Origin of the sequence: Citrobacter sp. RHBSTW-00881 (assembly GCF_013728515.1) — a bacterium.
In the GTDB taxonomy this organism is placed as follows: Bacteria; Pseudomonadota; Gammaproteobacteria; order Enterobacterales; family Enterobacteriaceae; genus Citrobacter; species Citrobacter braakii.
In genome coordinates this window covers 2,631,476-2,649,409 of record NZ_CP056269.1, presented here as the reverse complement: position 1 = coordinate 2,649,409, position 17,934 = coordinate 2,631,476, and the positions used below count along the sequence as shown (strand labels likewise).

Genomic DNA, 17,934 nt, shown 5'->3' with positions numbered 1-17,934 from the left:
AAAGCCACTAAGGCGCGGGATTTTACGGAGAGAAGAGAACGCATGCAATGGGGATAGAGAGATTTGTGACTAATAGTGTGAAAAGTAGTCTTAATACTGCTGTTTTTGTTTGGTCAGAGGGGAGGATGGCGGGAAATTATCAGGTCTACAAGGCTGTAGACCTGATAAGGTACTGAGTATTACTTATACAGGTCAGCGCTGATGGTCATGTTATTACCACGTTCAGACCACTGGCGGGTGATGTGATAATACTTAGCGCCTTTCTTCGCTGCGCGTTTGGCAACCTGGTAAGAGATTTCAGTCATGTTGCCATAGTTACCGGTGAACTTGATGCTGTCGAACGGCACCATCATAGCGGCGGTTGCTTTGTTCAGTTCTTCAACTTTGGTTCCATCCGGCAGCGTGACAGTGTAACGCCCACCTTTGGTGGATTGCGTTTCGAAGAAACGACCGACTTCAGCGCTCGGAGACGCGGTAGTCGCAACGCCTGGGATCTCAACTTTCTTCGCGGCTTCGCCACCGGCGGCTAATGCGGCACGTCCGGCATCTGAATCTGCTGGGATCGCATCAGGGCTTTGTACTACGCGTTTTTTCGCATCAGCTTTATAGATGAATGCGGTAATACGCTGGTTGCCGCCCTGGTTGGCATCGACCTGGCGCACGATGTAGAAGGAGTAAGCGCCTTTCTCTTTCGCTGCTTTGGTGATGGCATCGTTCACTTCAGGCTGGCTGCGGTAGAAACCCTGCACCGTAACGGTATCGAATGGTTCTATCAGAACGGCCTGATCTTTCGGTAATTCCATCACGCCGTTAATGACACGGTTTTTGGACGCTTCCGCTTTTTCAGCATCGGCTTTATAGATGTCGGCTACAACGCGCCAGTTACCGCCGCTGCCAAAATCTGAGGTATCAACAACATAAAAGGAGGCTGCACCGTCTTTATCTGCACGGCGTGATACGGCGGTCACCGCGTCACCGATAGCATTAAAACGACCGGTAACCACAATGCGGTCATAGGGTTTCAGGGCAGCCGCTTGCTCCGGCGTCAATTCTGTCGCTGCATTTACAGAAAAAGCAGTCGCAGAAATAAGTGCGGACGCCAGGAGAGTGTTCTTAAGCTTCATAAAAATAATCCTTCGCCTTGCGCAAACCAGGTACTGGTATTGTTATTGACTAGAAACGTCGCTGATTATTGCATTTAAATTGTGTCAGTGTCTGCGTCAATTTTCACTCATCGTGCCACGTGACGTAACAACACAGATAACATTTTGTGATATGTCGAAAATTTCGGCATTTGGCGACCAAAACTGATAAAGCGGTTGAATTTCATAAGTTAATTTAATGTTAATCAATTGTTTTTGGCAGGCACGTAATCATGTTTTGCCGCTTCGCTTGAGCGAATTATCGGCCTTTGTGGGCTATTTTTAGGGTATTTTATCTGCCAGCGGTCCGATTCCTCTCTATTTCGCGAATTTCATAATAAATACTGTTTTTTGGCGCTAGATCACAGGCGTCATTTTCAGTAGGTTATACAGAGTTTGTTACTGTTTTATTTTATTGGGGTAACACTGACCTCTTTCGAGAGTGCGCGCATGCCTCGTGCGAACATTGATAAACCATCATCACAAATACAGATGGAAGGGAACATTATGCGAATTGGCATACCAAGAGAACGGTTAACCAATGAAACCCGCGTCGCAGCTACGCCGAAGACGGTTGAGCAGCTGCTTAAGTTGGGTTTCAGCGTCGCGGTTGAAAGCGGTGCAGGTCAACTGGCAAGTTTTGACGATAAGGCGTTTGTACAAGCAGGCGCAGAAATTGTTGACGGAAATGCCGTCTGGCAGTCAGAGATCATCCTGAAGGTCAACGCGCCGGAAGAGGCGGAAATCCCGTTGCTCAACCCGGGCACGACGCTGGTGAGTTTTCTTTGGCCCGCGCAAAACCCTGAGCTGTTGCAAAAGCTGGCAGAGCGCAACGTGACGGTTATGGCGATGGACTCCGTGCCGCGTATTTCGCGCGCGCAGTCGCTTGATGCCTTAAGCTCGATGGCGAATATCGCCGGGTATCGTGCCATTGTTGAAGCCGCTCATGAATTTGGCCGCTTCTTCACCGGGCAGATCACCGCCGCGGGCAAGGTCCCACCTGCCAAGGTCATGGTGATTGGTGCGGGTGTGGCAGGTCTGGCAGCTATCGGTGCGGCAAACAGCCTGGGCGCTATCGTTCGTGCTTTTGACACCCGTCCGGAAGTGAAAGAGCAAGTTCAGAGTATGGGCGCTGAATTCCTCGAGCTGGACTTTAAAGAAGAGGCCGGCAGCGGCGACGGTTACGCCAAGGTGATGTCCGAAGCGTTCATCAAAGCCGAAATGGCGCTCTTCGCCGCGCAGGCGAAAGACGTTGATATTATCGTTACCACCGCGTTGATTCCGGGCAAACCGGCACCGAAACTGATCACCCGTGAAATGGTCGATTCGATGAAGGCGGGCAGCGTGATTGTCGATCTCGCCGCGCAAAACGGCGGTAACTGCGAATACACCGTGCCTAACCAGGTGACCACCACCGAGAACGGGGTGAAGGTTATCGGTTATACCGATCTGCCAGGCCGACTGCCGACGCAGTCTTCCCAGCTTTATGGCACGAACCTCGTTAACCTGCTCAAGCTGTTGTGCAAAGAGAAAGACGGCAATATCACCGTCGATTTTGACGACGTAGTCGTACGTGGCGTTACGGTAGTTCGCGAGGGTGAAATCACCTGGCCTGCGCCGCCTATCCAGGTTTCTGCTCAGCCGCAGGCTGCGCCAAAAGCCGCGCCCGCGCCGAAAGAAGAGAAAAAACCGGCCTCACCGTGGCGCAAATATGCGTTGATGGCACTGGTCGTCATACTGTTTGGCTGGCTTGCTGATGTCGCGCCGAAAGAGTTCCTGGGTCACTTTACGGTGTTCGCGCTTTCCTGTGTAGTGGGTTACTACGTGGTCTGGAATGTGTCGCACGCGCTACACACTCCGCTGATGTCCGTGACAAACGCTATCTCCGGGATCATCGTTGTCGGGGCGTTATTGCAAATTGGCCAGGGTGGCTGGGTGAGTTTCCTGAGCTTTATCGCGGTGCTTATTGCCAGCATTAATATTTTCGGTGGCTTCACCGTGACTCAGCGCATGCTGAAAATGTTCCGGAAAAACTAAGGGGTAACATATGTCTGGAGGATTAGTTACAGCTGCATACATTGTTGCCGCGATCCTGTTTATTTTCAGCCTGGCGGGGCTTTCGAAACACGAAACCTCTCAACAGGGTAACAACTACGGTATCGCCGGGATGGCGATTGCGCTGATTGCCACGATTTTTGGCCCGGAGACCGGCAACGTTGCGTGGATCCTGGTGGCGATGATCATCGGCGGCGCGATTGGTATTCGTCTGGCGAAGAAAGTCGAGATGACCGAGATGCCGGAGCTGGTGGCGATTCTGCACAGCTTCGTCGGTCTGGCGGCGGTACTGGTGGGTTTCAACAGCTACCTGTATCACGACACGGGCCTGGAACCGATTCTGGTGAACATTCACCTGACGGAAGTGTTCCTTGGTATCTTCATCGGTGCGGTGACCTTTACCGGTTCCGTGGTGGCGTTTGGCAAACTGCGCGGTAAGATCTCCTCTAAACCGCTGATGTTGCCGAATCGTCACAAAATGAACCTGGCGGCGCTGGTTGTTTCTTTCCTGTTGCTGGTGGTGTTTGTTCGTACCGAAAGCGTGGGCCTGCAGGTTCTGGCGCTGCTGGTGATGACCATTATTGCGTTAGCCTTTGGCTGGCATCTGGTGGCGTCCATCGGCGGTGCGGATATGCCGGTCGTCGTTTCAATGCTTAACTCCTATTCAGGTTGGGCGGCGGCGGCGGCGGGCTTTATGCTCAGCAACGATCTGCTGATCGTCACCGGTGCGCTGGTCGGTTCTTCCGGTGCGATCCTGTCTTACATCATGTGTAAGGCGATGAACCGTTCGTTTATCAGCGTGATTGCCGGTGGCTTTGGTTCTGACGGTTCTTCTACGGGGTCTGATGAAGAAGTCGGTGAGCATCGTGAGATTAATGCGGAAGACACGGCAGAAATGCTGAAGAACTCGCACTCCGTGATAATCACCCCGGGCTATGGCATGGCTGTGGCACAGGCGCAATATCCGGTCGCTGAAATCACCGAGAAACTGCGCGCGCGCGGCATCAAGGTACGCTTTGGTATTCACCCGGTAGCAGGGCGCTTACCAGGTCATATGAACGTGCTGCTGGCGGAAGCCAAAGTACCCTATGACATCGTGCTGGAAATGGATGAAATTAATGATGATTTCGCCGATACCGATACCGTGCTGGTGATTGGCGCCAACGATACGGTAAACCCGGCGGCGCAGGACGATCCGCGTAGCCCAATCGCCGGTATGCCGGTGCTGGAAGTATGGAAAGCGCAGAACGTTATCGTGTTCAAACGTTCTATGAACACCGGCTATGCTGGCGTGCAGAACCCGCTGTTCTTTAAAGAAAACACCCATATGCTGTTTGGCGATGCCAAAGCCAGCGTGGATGCGATCCTGAAAGCGCTGTAATCGTCAGCGCAAACCAAGACGGCCTCTGCGGAGGTAATGCTTGTCAGTTAACGAGGATGAGTGGCACATACGGAGGTAATGAATCTGTTGCCTCCGGTATATTGCTACGTTCACCTTATGTTTGTCACTTCTCTGAGGCAATACGACCTGTGAACGTGTTAAGGGTACTATCGCCGTACCCTTAACAATCCCGGCTCCCGGCGGGAAAATTGTTGCTGCGCAATACCCTCCGCTTATTCCTTCAGGCTAACGGGCCGGGCGCGAGGTAGCGTCCCTGCAAAACGCGCCCTGAACCCGCATCCCTGCGGGTTCTCCCTGCCTTACGGAAACACGTCGGCAATTTTCAGCCGGACCAGCCCACACCTGACCCCCTGCGTTTTTTATCTGAACAGCAAAACAGATTTAACTGGAAGTCAGTGCGTTGCAGCGATGACCCCGTTCAGGCTGAAAATCGATGAGGCGTTGACGGCTGACCGGCCCCGACCCGACAGGCAGACGGCATAAGACGAATGAATCGCACAGCGACGATTTTCCCGCCGGGATCCTGGGTTGCAAGGGAGGCGGCGGTGCACGGTGAGCCTCCCTTGCACGTTCACGGGTATCTGCGCTTCAGAAAAGTGATACCACTGAGGTGAACGGAACCCTGAGCCAAAATCACATGTTCTCCATAATGATTAACTGACGGGCATAACCTCTGCGGAGGCCGTTTTTTTTTAATACTCCGCTATTCATGATTACTGCTCATAAACCCATACGGTTTTAACCGTCTAATCACCGTAAAACGCCGTATATATTCACTCTTTATTGAGATCGCTCAGCAACACGGCAATGCTTTGACCGCCGTTGGTTTGTTCAAGCGCGATTTTCACGATGATGGTCAGCGGTACAGAAAGCAGCATCCCGACAGGCCCCAGTAACCAGCCCCAGAAGATTAACGACAGAAACACCACCAGCGTAGACAACCCAAGTCCACGCCCCATGATCCGCGGTTCGAGGATATTCCCGAACACCAGATTAATGACCAGATAACCTGCGAAAACCACCAGGGCGTCATAAAGGCCGCTAAATACCAGCACCTGAGCAATAGGGGGAATGGCGGCCAGCACCGAACCGATATTAGGAATATAGTTGAGCGCAAAGGCCAGCAGTCCCCAGACAAAGGCGAAACGCACGTCGAGTGCGGCGAGCATGCCCCAGGCCACCAGCCCGGTCACAATGCTGATCGCCGTTTTGAGCACCAGATAGTGGGAAACGCTGTCGATGGCGCGTTGAATCGCTGCCATTCCCTCAATGGGACGACTCATCATTTGTTTGAGTTTGTTGGGTAACTGCGGTACTTCCAGCAGCATAAAAACCACCGTCAACAGCAGTAAAAATATCGATGACATGGCATTAGACAACTGTGCCAGTAAATTGGTCACCAGCGTCATTGCTGAGTTCGGGTCGATATATTTGACGAGTTCATCCACGGAAACGCCGATCCCTGCGCGCTGTAACCACGGCTCAAGGTTTTTGAGTGGGATAACCAGTGAAGAGCGATACTGCGGCAGCGTTCGCGCAAGCTCATTTAAGGATGTACCTAAATACGCTAATAGCAACACCATTAGCATCACAATAATAACAATGAGTAATGATACCGCTATTACGCGTGGTATGCGAAGTTTGACCATCCGCTGCACCACGGGGTTAAGCACGACGGCAATAAATAACGCCAGAATAAATGGGACGATGATATCTGCTGCAACGCGGATGCCGCTCAGGATGATAACCAGCATGCCCAGCATAATGACTATTTTTAGGCCGTTAAGCGTGATGATCGGTTTCGCCATGTGTATTCCTGCATTTTTCATTTTTGAATCTGAATAATAATGTGATTTGCGTCGAGCCGTTATAACAAAAATCAAATGGGGCAGGTAAAGAAGTGAAAAGACTTTGAGTTCGCATTGAAGCTATGGTACAAATCATCTGTGTTTAACTACCGAGGACAATTATCATCCGCGATGATGAGAAGCAACACTGCGGATAATTGTAATATTATGGACAATATGTTCAGGATGTTTTTGCGTTTACCTTCACTTCTTCGTACCTCCTCCACTTTCTTGCTTGCGGGTGAGCAACACTGGCGCAACGCGCTTTAGTCCCTTCTTCTGCCTGAGCTGGCGCTGCGCGCTGAGCTAACTAATTTTATTTTTTGGTTTACTGCATGCAGTAGGCCCAAAGGACTATATTCTCAAGCAGGAGAAGCATTATGTTTTACTGGATATTATTAGGTCTGGCCATCGCGGCTGAAATTACTGGTACGCTGTCAATGAAATGGGCAAGCGTCGGCCATGGTAATTCGGGCTTTATTTTAATGCTGGTAATGATTGCCTTATCGTATATTTTTCTCAGTTTTGCCGTTAAAAAAATTGCCCTTGGTGTGGCCTATGCCTTATGGGAAGGTATCGGTATTTTATTTATTACGCTGTTCAGCGTGCTGTTATTTGACGAAACCTTGTCCACGATGAAGGTGGCTGGACTGGTCTCGCTGGTGTTAGGTATTGTGCTGATTAAATCCGGTACACGAAAACCGACAAAGGCGGGCAGAGAGGTGAGCCATGCAGCAGTTTGAGTGGGTTCACGGCGCATGGCTTGGCATAGCCATTGTGCTCGAAATCGTCGCTAACGTCTTTTTGAAATTTTCAGATGGGTTTCGCCGCAAGACTTATGGCGTGCTGTCGCTGGCAGCCGTGTTAGCGGCCTTTAGCGCGCTGTCCCAGGCGGTAAAAGGTATCGACCTTTCTGTTGCCTACGCCTTGTGGGGCGGCTTTGGGATTGCCGCGACGTTAGCGGCAGGTTGGGTATTGTTTGGTCAGCGCCTGAATCATAAAGGTTGGATCGGTGTGGCGCTGCTGCTTGCCGGAATGGTGATGATTAAACTTGCCTGATCTCAGTGCTGCCCGTTACTACGGGCAGCATAGGTTATTCCTTAGCCAACTCATCCAGCTTATCGCGAAAACCGGTCACGGATATGGCGCGATTATCGGCCCGCCAGCGATCTTTCGCCGCCGGAGCGGAGCTTTGTACGCCAATCAACTGCCAGCCAGTATCTGTCTTCAACATCAATGGTGAACCGCTGTCGCCCGGGAGTGTGTCGCACTGGTGCGACAAAACGGTATTCTGTGCCCAACCGGTCACCACGCAATCCTGATGCGTGTACAAGTCATCGAGATGATCTTCCGGGTAACCCGACTGCGTAACTTTACGATCTGCGGTTTTCAGCGCCGCGGTTAATGCCGCTTTATCACCTTCAAATAATGGCAGCGGTGTGATGCCGGAAGGTGGGTAACGCAGCACCACCAGACCGAAATCCCACGGGGCCGCGGAAGGCGGCACAATCCAGCCATCGCCATCGGCTTTTAAACGTTTTCCGAGCGAGGGATCTACCCGTCCTTCAATGCCGTGGATCTCGTAGCGCCAGACACCCTTTTTCGACACGAAGCGTAATGCCACGGCTTTATCCGGCTTGCCTTTCGGGGGGGTGAGTAAGCAGTGTCCGGCAGTCAGTGCCAGTCGTGGTGAAATGAGCGTGGCAGTACACAGGTTACCGCTGGCGGTTTCCAGTTGCCCGATAGCGTCCCAAGGAGATTGCGTTGGGTCAGTCACTTTTATGCGATCGTCATGACCAAAAAACAGCGTTTTTACGTTTTCTGCTTCAGCGCTGGCCGTTGCAGGCTGGTCCGCATGCGCAACGACAGGAAGTAAACAAATTGAACCCAGTAACACAGCAATGGTTTTATGCATATCACACTCTGGTGGGGAATTATGATTTTTAACAGCAAACCCTCAGTTAATACTATAGACGGGACGGCGGGAAAGTGGGAGTAAAATCAGATAACTACACTCAGGATAGATAAAAATGCATGGCAATGAGGGCGCAAATTATCAGGGTAATAAGAATGAACTCAAAGCGGTAATGTGACACCATTTTACCCTCCAAAAGGCGGCGCTAAATCAGGTCGATTTAGCGCCGTATGCTATAGAGTGGGGGACGCCATAGTAACTACAAATGTGTTATGCAGCAGGTTGAGCAGCGGGTTTAGCGGTGTCGTGTTTTACGGCTTTTTTGGTGTGTTTTTTTGCTGCCTGAGCTTTCTGCTCTGGTGCTTTTTGTTCTGCAGCGGGTTTGGTCGCTGCTTTTTTGGTGTGTTTTTTAGCTGCCTGCGCTTTCTGCTCTGGCGCTTTCTGTTCTACAGCCGGTTTTGTGGTGGATTTTTTAGCGTGTTTCTTGGCAGCCTGCGCTTTCTGCGGCGCTGCTTTGTGCTGTTTTTTATGATGAGTGGTTTTTGCCGGAGCTGCTTTGGTGGTTGCAGCAGCAGCCGGAGCGGTGGTAGCAGTTGTTTCAGCAGCAAATGCAGCAGAAGACAGACCCATAGCAGCGGCAACAACCAGAGCTAATACTTTTTTCATTCTCATACCCTCGATTTGGTTTTTCATTCAACCCCACTGCGGGGCCGTTGAAATAACTATATCGCTGTAATCACAGGGCTTCCGTGAGTCATTGGTTTCGGCGTGTAACGATATGTACAATGACTCACGGTATGAGATTACAAATAGCGGGCTTCCAGATGAGCGCGGAAATAACGGCTGCTGAGCGGCTCTCCGGTAGCCTGGGTAATAAGCTGTTCAGTGGTAAAACGGCTGCCATGCTGCCAGATATTCTGACGTAACCAGTCAAACAGGGCACCAAACTCACCTTGCGCAATAGACTGCTCTAAATCAGGCAATGCGCGGTTAGCGGCACTGAATAACTGCGCCGCATACATGGCGCCTAAAGTATAGGAAGGGAAGTAGCCAAAGCCGCCATCGGTCCAGTGAATATCCTGCATACAACCGTTACGATAGTTACCGATGGTTGACAGCCCAAGCCAGGACTGCATTTTCTCATTCCACAATGCCGGGATATCATCTACTTCAATATCGCCATTAATGAGCGCGCGTTCGATTTCATAACGCAGGATAACATGAGCAGGATAGCTCACCTCGTCGGCATCAACACGGATAAAACCGGGTTTAACCTGCTGGTTCCAGGCGATGAAATTGCTTTCTTCAAACGCAGCCTGATCGCCAAAGTGGCGCGTCACAGCAGGAATTAACCGCGTCAGAAATGCTTTACTGCGCCCCAGTTGCATCTCAAAGAACAGACTCTGGGACTCATGAATAGCGGTTGAGCGTGCCAGGGCGATAGGTTGCCCTGACCAACTGTGCGGCAGATTTTGCTCGTAGCGGGCGTGACCGGTTTCATGGATCACGCCAAACAGCGCGCTAAGTAATTCGTTTTCATCATAGCGGGTGGTGATACGCACATCTTCAGGTACGCCACCACAGAAGGGGTGCGCACTGATATCCAGTCGACCAGCCGTAAAATCGAATCCCAACTGCGCCATCGTTTCAAGGCCCAACTCTCGCTGGATTGCGGTTGGGAAAGGACCAACCGGGGCGATGAGCGACTGCTGAGACTGCTTTGCCACCACCTTGTTGAGCAGATCCGGTAGCCAGCTTTTAACGTCTGCAAACAGGACATCCAATTGGGCACTGGTCATCCCTGGTTCGAATATGTTCAGTAGCGCGTCATACGGCGAACAGCCTGTGGCTTCGGCACGCAGCCGGGCTTCTTCACGACTGTGCTTCACGACCTCTTTCAGGTTTTCGGAAAATCCCTCCCAGTCATTCGCTGGTCGCTGGCTGCGCCAGGCATGCTCGCAGCGGCTACCCGCGAGTGATTTCGCTTCTACCAACGATTCAGGTAGTAAGGATGCCTGATGATGCAGTCGCGACATTTCGCGCAGGTTGGCTTGCTCAACATCGTTAAGGTCTTCCTGTTGGGCTGCGGCGATCCACGTTGCCACCTTCGGGTCGGTTAACAACTGGTGCTCAAGCACGCTCAGCTCGGCCAGTGCTTCGCCGCGAGCTTTGCTGCCGCCAGATGGCATCATGGTAAACATGTCCCAACTGGCGATTGCCGAGAGGTGGGAGAAGCGAGAGAGCCGCTGGAACGTGCGGGTGAGCTGATGGTAATTATCATTGTTACTCATTTTTTGTTCTCGTTCTGTTTAGGTGTGATGAGAAGTTTACCGTGATTCATTCACTTTTCATAAACACACCTTTGTACCCGACTTTGCGTAACAGCTTTTTATAGCGAAAAGCCAGTAGCACGAGAAAACAGAGGGCATAAATAATGGGGAGCGGTGATAATACTTTTACCGACCACAGATAATGCAGCGGAAGTAAAACGGCCGCCAGGTAGACGTAGTTGTGCAATGTTTGCCAGCGTTTGCCCATTTTACGTTGCGCGGCTTGCGTGGAGGTCAGCGTCAGCAGGAATAAGATTATCCAACCAGTCATGCCCAACGTTAGCCATGGGCGTGAAACCAGTTCACGTCCCAATAATCCCAGATTTTGTATACCCAACTCCAGCAGCGCATAGCTGGTCATATGCAGCGTGGCCCATGCAAAACACCATAACCCTAATAATCGACGGGTGCGATACAACAACGGCTGCTTTGCGTAGCGCGCAAGCGGTGACACCAGCAGGGTAGCAAGCAGAAACTTCAGCGCGGTGATGCCCGTAAAGTGTTGGATATCTTTACCCGGGTCGGCCCCCAACTCACCACGCTGTGCGGCCCAGAAGAGCCATAGCAGGGGTAATAAACCGGCGAGATGCAGCAGTACTTTCAGACCGGTTATCTGTTTTGCGGTTAACCTCACTTAAAAATACTCCCGTAGATCCATGCCCTGATATAAAGAAGCCACTTCATCGGCATAACCATTAAAAGGCAACGTGGGCTGTCGCTGCACATCGAGAATGCCACCCGAACCGATAAAACGCTCTGTGGCCTGAGACCAGCGGGGGTGATCGACTTGCGGATTTACGTTGGCGTAAAAACCGTATTCGTTAGGTGCCGACATATTCCAGGTCGTCGGCGGCTGTTCACGCGTCAGCTTAATACTGACTATCGATTTAATGCCCTTGAAGCCGTACTTCCAGGGTACGGTCAGGCGTATTGGCGCCCCGTTTTGCGGCGGCAACGCTTTGCCATACACGCCCACGGTCAGAAGGGTAAGCGGGTGCATGGCCTCGTCCAGACGTAAACCTTCAACATAGGGATACTTCAACCCGCCACCAATGAAGCGATCTTTCTGGCCGGGCATTTCATCAGGCGCGTAGCGTGTTTCAAAGGCGACATATTTGGCGTGGCTGGTGGGTTCAACCAGCGCCAATAATTTATGCAAAGGAAAGCCGACCCACGGTACAACCATCGACCACGCCTCAACGCAACGCATCCGGTAAATACGCTCTTCTAATGGAAAACGAGTCGTCAGCGCATCATGATCCAACGTTAAAGGTTTGTTCACTTCACCGCTGATGGTTAACGTCCAGGGATCGGTTTTCAGGCTACCGGCATTCGCGGCAGGATCGGCTTTATCCAGACCAAATTCGTAGAAATTGTTGTAGCCCGTGACCTTGTCTTCCGGCGTCAAGGGCAGATTGTTTTGCCAGATCTCGGGTTTTGTGAACTCGAGCGGTTTGCCCGCCGGTGCAGACGGGCGATCGTTGCCTTTAAACCAATTCAGCAGACCGGCCTGTGTCGGGGAAGAGAACGAAGCCGCCGCCGCACCTATCCCAAGAGCTTTGAGGATCTGTCGTCGTTGCATAAAAAAAACGGACTCGGCGGTAACATCAGCTTCCCGAAGTGGATGTTTTTTCTGCATAACTTTTCCTTTTTATTTTCATGTTAAGGAAAACAAATCGACGTTTCCCTGTTGATGCCTGACCTATCTATAACGACATACTGGACGCATGCGTATCCCTGATTCCTCACGAAAAGTTAAAAATTTTGTGATAACTTCCGCCCCTTGCCTAAGGTAAGCTTTCAGCATGACGAGAGGGGGATGACACTGATGGCTGGCGCGAAAAAGATATTTTTGGTGGAAGATGACAGCGATATTGCCTCACTTTTGCAACTTAGCCTGAAGGATGAGGGGTACGAAATTATTCATGAGGCTGATGGGGCACGAGCGGTCGAGCTACTGGAGAAGCACGTCTGGGATGCCGTTATCCTCGATTTAATGCTGCCGGGGGTGGACGGTCTGGAAATTTGTCGTCGCATTCGGCAAATGAGTTTCTATCTACCTGTCATTATTATCAGCGCTCGCACCAGTGAAACTCACCGCGTACTGGGGCTGGAAATGGGCGCCGATGATTATTTAGCCAAACCTTTCTCGGTGCTGGAATTGATGGCCCGGGTGAAGGCGTTGTTTCGCCGTCAGGAGGCGATGAGTCAGAACCTGCGTATGGAGGCGGGGATTATCACCGTCCATGGTGTGGAGATTGATCCATTAGCCCGGGAAGTCCGCCTGCAGGGTAAATCCCTCGATTTAACGCCGCGTGAATTCGATCTGCTCTATTTTTTCGCCCGCCATCCCGGGGAGGTCTTTTCGCGTCAGGCGTTGTTAGACCAGGTGTGGGGCTACCAGCACGAAGGATATGAGCATACGGTGAACAGTCATATTAATCGCCTGCGCACCAAAATTGAAAAAGATGCTGCGGAGCCGGAAATTATTCTTACCGTGTGGGGACGGGGCTATAAGCTTGCTGCGGTTAACGCGGAGCATCAACCATGATTTATCGATTGTCGCTGAGCCAGCGTCTGACCCTGGTCTTTACCGCTATTATGTTGATTTGCGCGGTTGCGGTCAGCGTTGTCCAGATCCGCAGCAGTAAACAGTATGGCGACGCCATGGTGCAAAGGCTCTCGCTGGAATTGGCAAGCAAAATTGTCAAAAGTGAGTCGCTTATTGATGCCAGCGGGCAGGTTAATCGGCAGACCTTAAAAGGACTGTTCAATCACCTGATGACGCTAAACCCTAGCGTGGAGCTGTATCTGGTTTCACCGTCAGGCGAGATACTTGCTGATGCCGCTCCGCCTGGGCATATTCAGCGCCAGAACATTAGCGTACAGCCGATCCAGGTTTTCCTTAATTCGGACGAGCTGCCCGTCTATGGCAATGATCCGCGCAGCAGCCAGCAAAAGGTATTCAGCGCCGCGCCAGTTTTATTTAATGGCAAGCTGCATGGCTATTTGTACATTATTCTCCAGGGCGAAGATCTCAATATGCTGGCGAATACCGCCTGGCAAAAAACGCTTTGGAACACCGTGACCGGGACGTTAATACTGGTTTTATTAGCCGGTGCAATCGCGGGGTACCTGGTGTGGAGATGGGTGACGAATCCGGTGAAAAGGCTGACCGGTCAGGTGGTTAATCTGGAGCAGGACAGCATTAGCGTCATCAAACAGCTAGCGCAGAAAAAGCCCGATTTAGCTCCGGCGAATGAAATTGCGTTGCTGAACAATGCATTTATTGAGTTAGCACAGAAAATTGCCCACCAATGGGATTTATTAGCTGACAGCGATCGTCAGCGCAGAGAGTTTATCGCCAATATTTCGCACGATTTACGTACGCCGCTCACTTCACTGCTGGGGTATCTGGAAATGCTGTCGCTGAAAGCCGATACGATGACGCCGGAGGAAAACCGGCATTATCTTAGTATTGCACTGCGCCAGGGGCATAAGGTTCGCCATCTGTCACAACAGCTTTTTGAGCTGGCGAGACTTGAGCATGGCGGCATAAAACCACAGCGTGAACGTTTTGCTATTGGCGAGCTGATCCAGGATGTGGCACAGAAATTTGATCTACCCGTTGCCACGCGTCATTTGCAGTTGCACCTTGACGTAATTGGTCCGTTACCGCTGGTGAATGCCGATTTATCGATGATGGAAAGAATCGTCACGAATTTGCTGGATAACGCTATCCGTCATACGCCTGACGGGGGCGAAGTGTGGCTAAAAGTCTGGCGTGATGAAGACCGCTTGTTAGCAGAAGTGCAGGACAGCGGGCCTGGCGTCGAAGAGGCTGTTCGCGAAGTATTATTTCAGCGCCCGACGGCGTTACTACCCCGTGAGCAGCGGGCTGAGCGTGGTGGTCTGGGCTTACTGATCGTGCGCAGAATGCTCGAACTGCATGGGGGAGATATCCGCCTGATTAATTCAACGGCAGGGGCCTGTTTCCGTTTTTCGTTGCCGCTGGCGGATTCCCCACTGAGTAGCTGATGAGAATGTTCCGCTGAAAAGAGTCTGTAACGCTATACGCGTTGTAAATCGTGGGCATTGCGTAAAAGTTGGTAGGTTGTCAGTGATAATGAGAATTTTTATCATGTATTGATAATTCATCAAGTTATCTTTGATAAGCGCAAGGAGATCGTATGTCACTGGATGCCGACAACCTGTATATCGTCAGGACCAAAGCGGTTGCTGGCTGTTTTACCATGTTTTTGCTGATGTTTGGCCTCACGTTTCTTCCGTTGTTTTTCCCCGCCAGCCAGGTTCTGCTTGCCAAAGGGCTACTTTTTCCGCTGCTGTTTGCGCTGGAATTTGTTGTGCTGGTCCCGCTGTATTACTTCTTCTTTAGAAAAAGAGAGGGGCTGGGAAAGGGAATTTTCAACGCCAGATGGTTTGTCATTTTGTTCGTGGCGCTGCTGTTTATTCAGCTTATCCTGCCATGGTTTCTGGGCCTCAGACAAACCGAAGCGTGGGTAACCAGCCAGATATCCCTAAACAGCTACGCGCTGTGGTTATCCACTCTGACCCTGATATTTATTGCGCCAGTATATGAAGAGATTGTTTTCAGGGGCTGTTTATTCAACGCATTCCAGTATTGGTTCAATAATAAAACCTGGCTGTCGTCGGTGGTGGTATCGGTCATTTTTGCCATCATGCATACCCAATATGTGGATCTGCGCACGTTGCTGATGCTGTTTCTTGTGTCGCAGGTTTTGATCATCGCCAGACTGAAAAGCAACGGCCTGCTGATGCCGGTTATGCTGCATATAGCGATGAACGGGACGGTTATTGCCCTGCAAATGGGGGCTCAGACGTTACAGCATGGCTGATGAAGGCGATGCCCGGAACCCGGGCATCGTGGATTATACGTGCAGACGATGGTGCAGACGTGCACCGACCAGCAACGCCAGCACCAGCATCAGGGCGATAAATCCGCCCACGCCGTTCCAGCCGTAGCTGTGCCAGAATACGCCACCCAGCGTACCGGCAATACTGGAACCCAGATAATAGCTGAACAGATACAGGGAAGATGCCTGGCCTTTAGCGCGTTTCGCCCGTGGTCCAATCCAACTGCTTGCCACGGAGTGCGCGGCAAAGAACCCAGCTGAAAAGAGCAGCATCCCGGCGAAGATCAGCCACAACGACGTGAACAGGGTCATCAACAGTCCAACCAGCATCACGCCGGTTGAAAAGAGCATTACCGGACCACGTCCATAACGGGTGGTCATCGACCCCGCTTTCGGTGAGCTCCAGGTCCCGGTCAGATAGGCCACGGACAACAGACCGACAACCGCCTGGCTGAGTTCCCACGGCGAGAGCATCAGACGGTAGCCGATGTAATTAAACAGCGTGACAAACGACCCCATCAGTAAAAAACCTTCCGCAAACAGCAGCGGCAATCCTCTGTCGCGCCAGTGCAAACGAAAGTTGATAAACAACGTTTTCGGTCGCAGCGATGTGGGTCTGAAATGACGAGATTCCGGCAAGATTTTCCAGAACATCAGCGCGGAGGCGAGGGCAAAACAACCGATCGCCGCCAGCGCGATACGCCAGTTAAAAAAGTCGGTAAACACGCCGCTTATCAAACGGCCACTCATACCACCAATCGAGTTACCGCTGATATATAAGCCCATTGAGAAGGCGACGAAGCTGGGATGTATTTCCTCGCTCAGATAGGTCATTCCCACTGCCGCCACGCCGCTGAGCGAAAGACCTATCAGCGCACGCATGATTAAAATACCGTGCCAGCTGGTCATCATCGTCGAAAGCAACGTACAGCAGGACGCGAGCAGCAGGGCGGTAACCATCACCGGCTTGCGGCCTATCGCATCGGAAAGTGGACCGGTAAACAGTAAACCGATCGCGAGCATCGCCGTTGAGATGGAAAGCGAAATACTGCTGCTGGCGGGAGAGACCCCAAACTCGTGAGAGAGCACTGGCAGTATGGGTTGCACGCAATAGAGGAGAGCAAATGTCGCCAGTCCGGCAGAAAACAGCGCCAGCGTGACGCGCATAAATGGGGATGTTCCGCGTTTGATAAAACTATCCGGCGGGGTAACTCTCTGTTCATCAACATCGCTTGTCGGCGCGGTATCGACAGTGGTTGTACGGCTCACTTGAAATCCTTGCTCAATCAATTACCTCTACATGACTAGCATTAAGAGTATGAAAATCACATTATTCTGTCTAATATATTAATAATCTCAAATGATATCTTAAAAATATGAATATCGAGCTGCGTCATTTACGTTACTTTGTAGCGGTTGCCGAAGAATTGCATTTTGGCCGGGCGGCGGCACGGCTGAATATTTCGCAACCGCCGCTGAGCCAGCAAATCCAGATCCTCGAGCAGCAGGTCGGCGCCCGACTTCTGGCGCGCACTAACCGCAGCGTGGCGCTGACCTCAGCCGGAAAGCAGTTTCTGGCAGACAGTCGGCAGATCCTGGGGCTGGTTAATGAGGCCGCTGCCAGGGCTGAGCGTCTGCATCTGGGTGAGGCGGGGGAATTGCGTATCGGCTTTACGTCATCGGCACCGTTTATCAAAGCGGTTTCAGATACGTTATCCCTCTTTCGCCAGAGCTACCCCGCTGTACATATGCAAACCCGTGAAATGAACACGCGCGAGCAAATTGCCCCGCTCAATGAAGGAACGCTGGATTTGGGACTTCTGCGCAACACGCAGCTTCCGGAAACGCTGGAGCGTGAAATCATTCTGCATGAGCCGCTGATGGCGATGATCCCGCGCGCGCATCCGCTGGCGCAAAAGCCGGTGGTCACATTGGCGGAGTTGGCCAATGAGCCATTTGTCTTTTTTGATCCGCATGTGGGGACGGGGTTGTATGACGATATTCTTGGCCTCATGCGTCGCTATGGACTGAAGCCGACTATCACTCAGGAGGTTGGTGAGGCGATGACTATCATCGGGCTGGTGGCCGCAGGATTAGGCGTTTCCATTCTTCCCGCTTCCTTTAAACGGGTGCAATTGTATGAAATGTGTTGGATCCCGATAGCGGAAGAAGATGCCGTTTCGGAAATGTGGCTAGTGTGGCCAAAACATCATGAGCAAAGTCACGCCGCGCAACGCTTTCGCGAGCAACTGCTGGCGGCCGTTCAGGCGATTAATTTAGTTTAAAAATGGGCGAAAATGTGCAGTAAATCACAAGGCTAAGTAAAAAGTTGACGGAAGCCATTGAAG

The 17,934-nt window shown here is 51.6% G+C and carries 17 protein-coding genes; 9 read left to right on the top strand and 8 right to left on the bottom strand.

Features of this window, described 5'->3' with window-relative positions:
* Window positions 1–179: 179 nt before the first annotated feature.
* Complete coding sequence (gene ydgH / locus HV311_RS12695; protein ID WP_016156455.1) at window positions 180–1,124, bottom strand: DUF1471 family protein YdgH; 945 nt, start codon at window positions 1,122–1,124, stop codon at window positions 180–182.
* A gap of 525 nt (window positions 1,125–1,649) precedes the next feature.
* On the opposite strand from ydgH, the gene pntA reads away from it, so the two are divergent.
* Window positions 1,650–3,179: a Re/Si-specific NAD(P)(+) transhydrogenase subunit alpha gene (gene pntA / locus HV311_RS12690; protein WP_029139532.1), complete on the top strand. Its 1,530-nt coding sequence runs from the start codon at window positions 1,650–1,652 to the stop codon at window positions 3,177–3,179.
* 10 nt (window positions 3,180–3,189) lie between these two features.
* Window positions 3,190–4,578: a Re/Si-specific NAD(P)(+) transhydrogenase subunit beta gene (pntB, locus tag HV311_RS12685; protein ID WP_016153031.1), complete on the top strand. Its 1,389-nt coding sequence runs from the start codon at window positions 3,190–3,192 to the stop codon at window positions 4,576–4,578.
* A gap of 794 nt (window positions 4,579–5,372) precedes the next feature.
* Here the strand turns inward: pntB and HV311_RS12680 are convergent.
* Complete coding sequence (locus HV311_RS12680; protein ID WP_191220005.1) at window positions 5,373–6,407, bottom strand: AI-2E family transporter; 1,035 nt, start codon at window positions 6,405–6,407, stop codon at window positions 5,373–5,375.
* A 138-nt stretch (window positions 6,408–6,545) separates the two neighbouring features.
* Here HV311_RS12680 and HV311_RS28255 point away from each other — a divergent pair, with 138 nt between their 5' ends.
* The 3 genes from HV311_RS28255 (at window position 6,546) to mdtI (ending at window position 7,505) form a co-directional block, all read left to right on the top strand.
* A complete protein-coding gene (locus tag HV311_RS28255) occupies window positions 6,546–6,716 on the top strand; it encodes a protein YdgV (protein WP_085951052.1) in 171 nt (56 codons plus the stop codon).
* Window positions 6,717–6,823: 107 nt separating this feature from the next.
* Entirely contained in the window at window positions 6,824–7,189 is a 366-nt protein-coding gene (mdtJ, locus tag HV311_RS12675; protein WP_161623250.1) for a multidrug/spermidine efflux SMR transporter subunit MdtJ, read from the top strand.
* Window positions 7,176–7,505 (top strand): multidrug/spermidine efflux SMR transporter subunit MdtI, encoded by a 330-nt coding sequence (gene mdtI / locus HV311_RS12670; RefSeq protein WP_047500497.1) that lies wholly within the window; start codon window positions 7,176–7,178, stop codon window positions 7,503–7,505. Before mdtJ ends, mdtI begins: the two co-directional genes overlap by 14 nt.
* 34 nt (window positions 7,506–7,539) lie before the next feature.
* Here mdtI and HV311_RS12665 read toward each other — a convergent pair whose 3' ends face one another.
* The 5 genes from HV311_RS12665 to msrP all read right to left on the bottom strand — a co-directional run bounded on the left by HV311_RS12665 (window position 7,540) and on the right by msrP (window position 12,330).
* Window positions 7,540–8,361 (bottom strand): trypsin-like serine peptidase, encoded by an 822-nt coding sequence (locus HV311_RS12665; protein ID WP_016153036.1) that lies wholly within the window; start codon window positions 8,359–8,361, stop codon window positions 7,540–7,542.
* A 270-nt stretch (window positions 8,362–8,631) separates the two neighbouring features.
* The gene (asr, locus tag HV311_RS12660) at window positions 8,632–9,027 is read right to left on the bottom strand and encodes an acid resistance repetitive basic protein Asr (protein WP_003028934.1); all 396 of its coding nucleotides are present in this window, start codon (window positions 9,025–9,027) and stop codon (window positions 8,632–8,634) included.
* A gap of 137 nt (window positions 9,028–9,164) precedes the next feature.
* Complete coding sequence (locus tag HV311_RS12655) at window positions 9,165–10,652, bottom strand: carboxypeptidase M32 (protein ID WP_191220004.1); 1,488 nt, start codon at window positions 10,650–10,652, stop codon at window positions 9,165–9,167.
* Window positions 10,653–10,698: 46 nt separating this feature from the next.
* Complete coding sequence (msrQ, locus tag HV311_RS12650; protein ID WP_115190598.1) at window positions 10,699–11,325, bottom strand: protein-methionine-sulfoxide reductase heme-binding subunit MsrQ; 627 nt, start codon at window positions 11,323–11,325, stop codon at window positions 10,699–10,701.
* On the bottom strand, window positions 11,326–12,330 hold the full coding sequence (gene msrP, locus HV311_RS12645; protein WP_019076759.1) for a protein-methionine-sulfoxide reductase catalytic subunit MsrP: 1,005 nt from the start codon (window positions 12,328–12,330) through the stop codon (window positions 11,326–11,328).
* 189 nt (window positions 12,331–12,519) lie between these two features.
* Here msrP and HV311_RS12640 point away from each other — a divergent pair, with 189 nt between their 5' ends.
* The 3 genes from HV311_RS12640 to HV311_RS12630 all read left to right on the top strand — a co-directional run bounded on the left by HV311_RS12640 (window position 12,520) and on the right by HV311_RS12630 (window position 15,568).
* Window positions 12,520–13,242 carry a response regulator transcription factor gene (locus tag HV311_RS12640; RefSeq protein ID WP_016153040.1) on the top strand — a complete coding sequence of 241 codons (723 nt, stop codon included), beginning with the start codon at window positions 12,520–12,522 and terminating at the stop codon, window positions 13,240–13,242.
* Window positions 13,239–14,729 carry a sensor histidine kinase gene (locus HV311_RS12635; protein WP_016156464.1) on the top strand — a complete coding sequence of 497 codons (1,491 nt, stop codon included), beginning with the start codon at window positions 13,239–13,241 and terminating at the stop codon, window positions 14,727–14,729. The genes HV311_RS12640 and HV311_RS12635 overlap by 4 nt, the downstream gene beginning before the upstream one ends.
* Window positions 14,730–14,881: 152 nt before the next feature.
* The gene (locus tag HV311_RS12630; RefSeq protein ID WP_191220003.1) at window positions 14,882–15,568 is read left to right on the top strand and encodes a CPBP family intramembrane glutamic endopeptidase; all 687 of its coding nucleotides are present in this window, start codon (window positions 14,882–14,884) and stop codon (window positions 15,566–15,568) included.
* Between the two features lie 33 nt (window positions 15,569–15,601).
* Here HV311_RS12630 and HV311_RS12625 read toward each other — a convergent pair whose 3' ends face one another.
* Window positions 15,602–16,855 (bottom strand): MFS transporter, encoded by a 1,254-nt coding sequence (locus HV311_RS12625; RefSeq protein ID WP_016153043.1) that lies wholly within the window; start codon window positions 16,853–16,855, stop codon window positions 15,602–15,604.
* Window positions 16,856–16,962: 107 nt separating this feature from the next.
* Between HV311_RS12625 and HV311_RS12620 the strand changes: the two genes are divergently transcribed.
* Window positions 16,963–17,871, top strand: a complete 909-nt coding sequence (locus HV311_RS12620; protein WP_016153044.1) for a LysR family transcriptional regulator — start codon at window positions 16,963–16,965, stop codon at window positions 17,869–17,871.
* Window positions 17,872–17,934: the final 63 nt, after the last annotated feature.

Coding starts and splice junctions, on each gene's coding strand:
- ydgH (WP_016156455.1), bottom strand. CDS start 1,124: ATGAAGCTTAAGAACACTCTCCTGGCGTCCGCACTTATTTCTGCGACT.
- pntA (WP_029139532.1), top strand. CDS start 1,650: ATGCGAATTGGCATACCAAGAGAACGGTTAACCAATGAAACCCGCGTC.
- pntB (WP_016153031.1), top strand. CDS start 3,190: ATGTCTGGAGGATTAGTTACAGCTGCATACATTGTTGCCGCGATCCTG.
- HV311_RS12680 (WP_191220005.1), bottom strand. CDS start 6,407: ATGGCGAAACCGATCATCACGCTTAACGGCCTAAAAATAGTCATTATG.
- mdtI (WP_047500497.1), top strand. CDS start 7,176: ATGCAGCAGTTTGAGTGGGTTCACGGCGCATGGCTTGGCATAGCCATT.
- HV311_RS12665 (WP_016153036.1), bottom strand. CDS start 8,361: ATGCATAAAACCATTGCTGTGTTACTGGGTTCAATTTGTTTACTTCCT.
- asr (WP_003028934.1), bottom strand. CDS start 9,027: ATGAAAAAAGTATTAGCTCTGGTTGTTGCCGCTGCTATGGGTCTGTCT.
- HV311_RS12655 (WP_191220004.1), bottom strand. CDS start 10,652: ATGAGTAACAATGATAATTACCATCAGCTCACCCGCACGTTCCAGCGG.
- msrP (WP_019076759.1), bottom strand. CDS start 12,330: ATGCAGAAAAAACATCCACTTCGGGAAGCTGATGTTACCGCCGAGTCC.
- HV311_RS12640 (WP_016153040.1), top strand. CDS start 12,520: ATGGCTGGCGCGAAAAAGATATTTTTGGTGGAAGATGACAGCGATATT.
- HV311_RS12635 (WP_016156464.1), top strand. CDS start 13,239: ATGATTTATCGATTGTCGCTGAGCCAGCGTCTGACCCTGGTCTTTACC.
- HV311_RS12630 (WP_191220003.1), top strand. CDS start 14,882: ATGTCACTGGATGCCGACAACCTGTATATCGTCAGGACCAAAGCGGTT.
- HV311_RS12620 (WP_016153044.1), top strand. CDS start 16,963: ATGAATATCGAGCTGCGTCATTTACGTTACTTTGTAGCGGTTGCCGAA.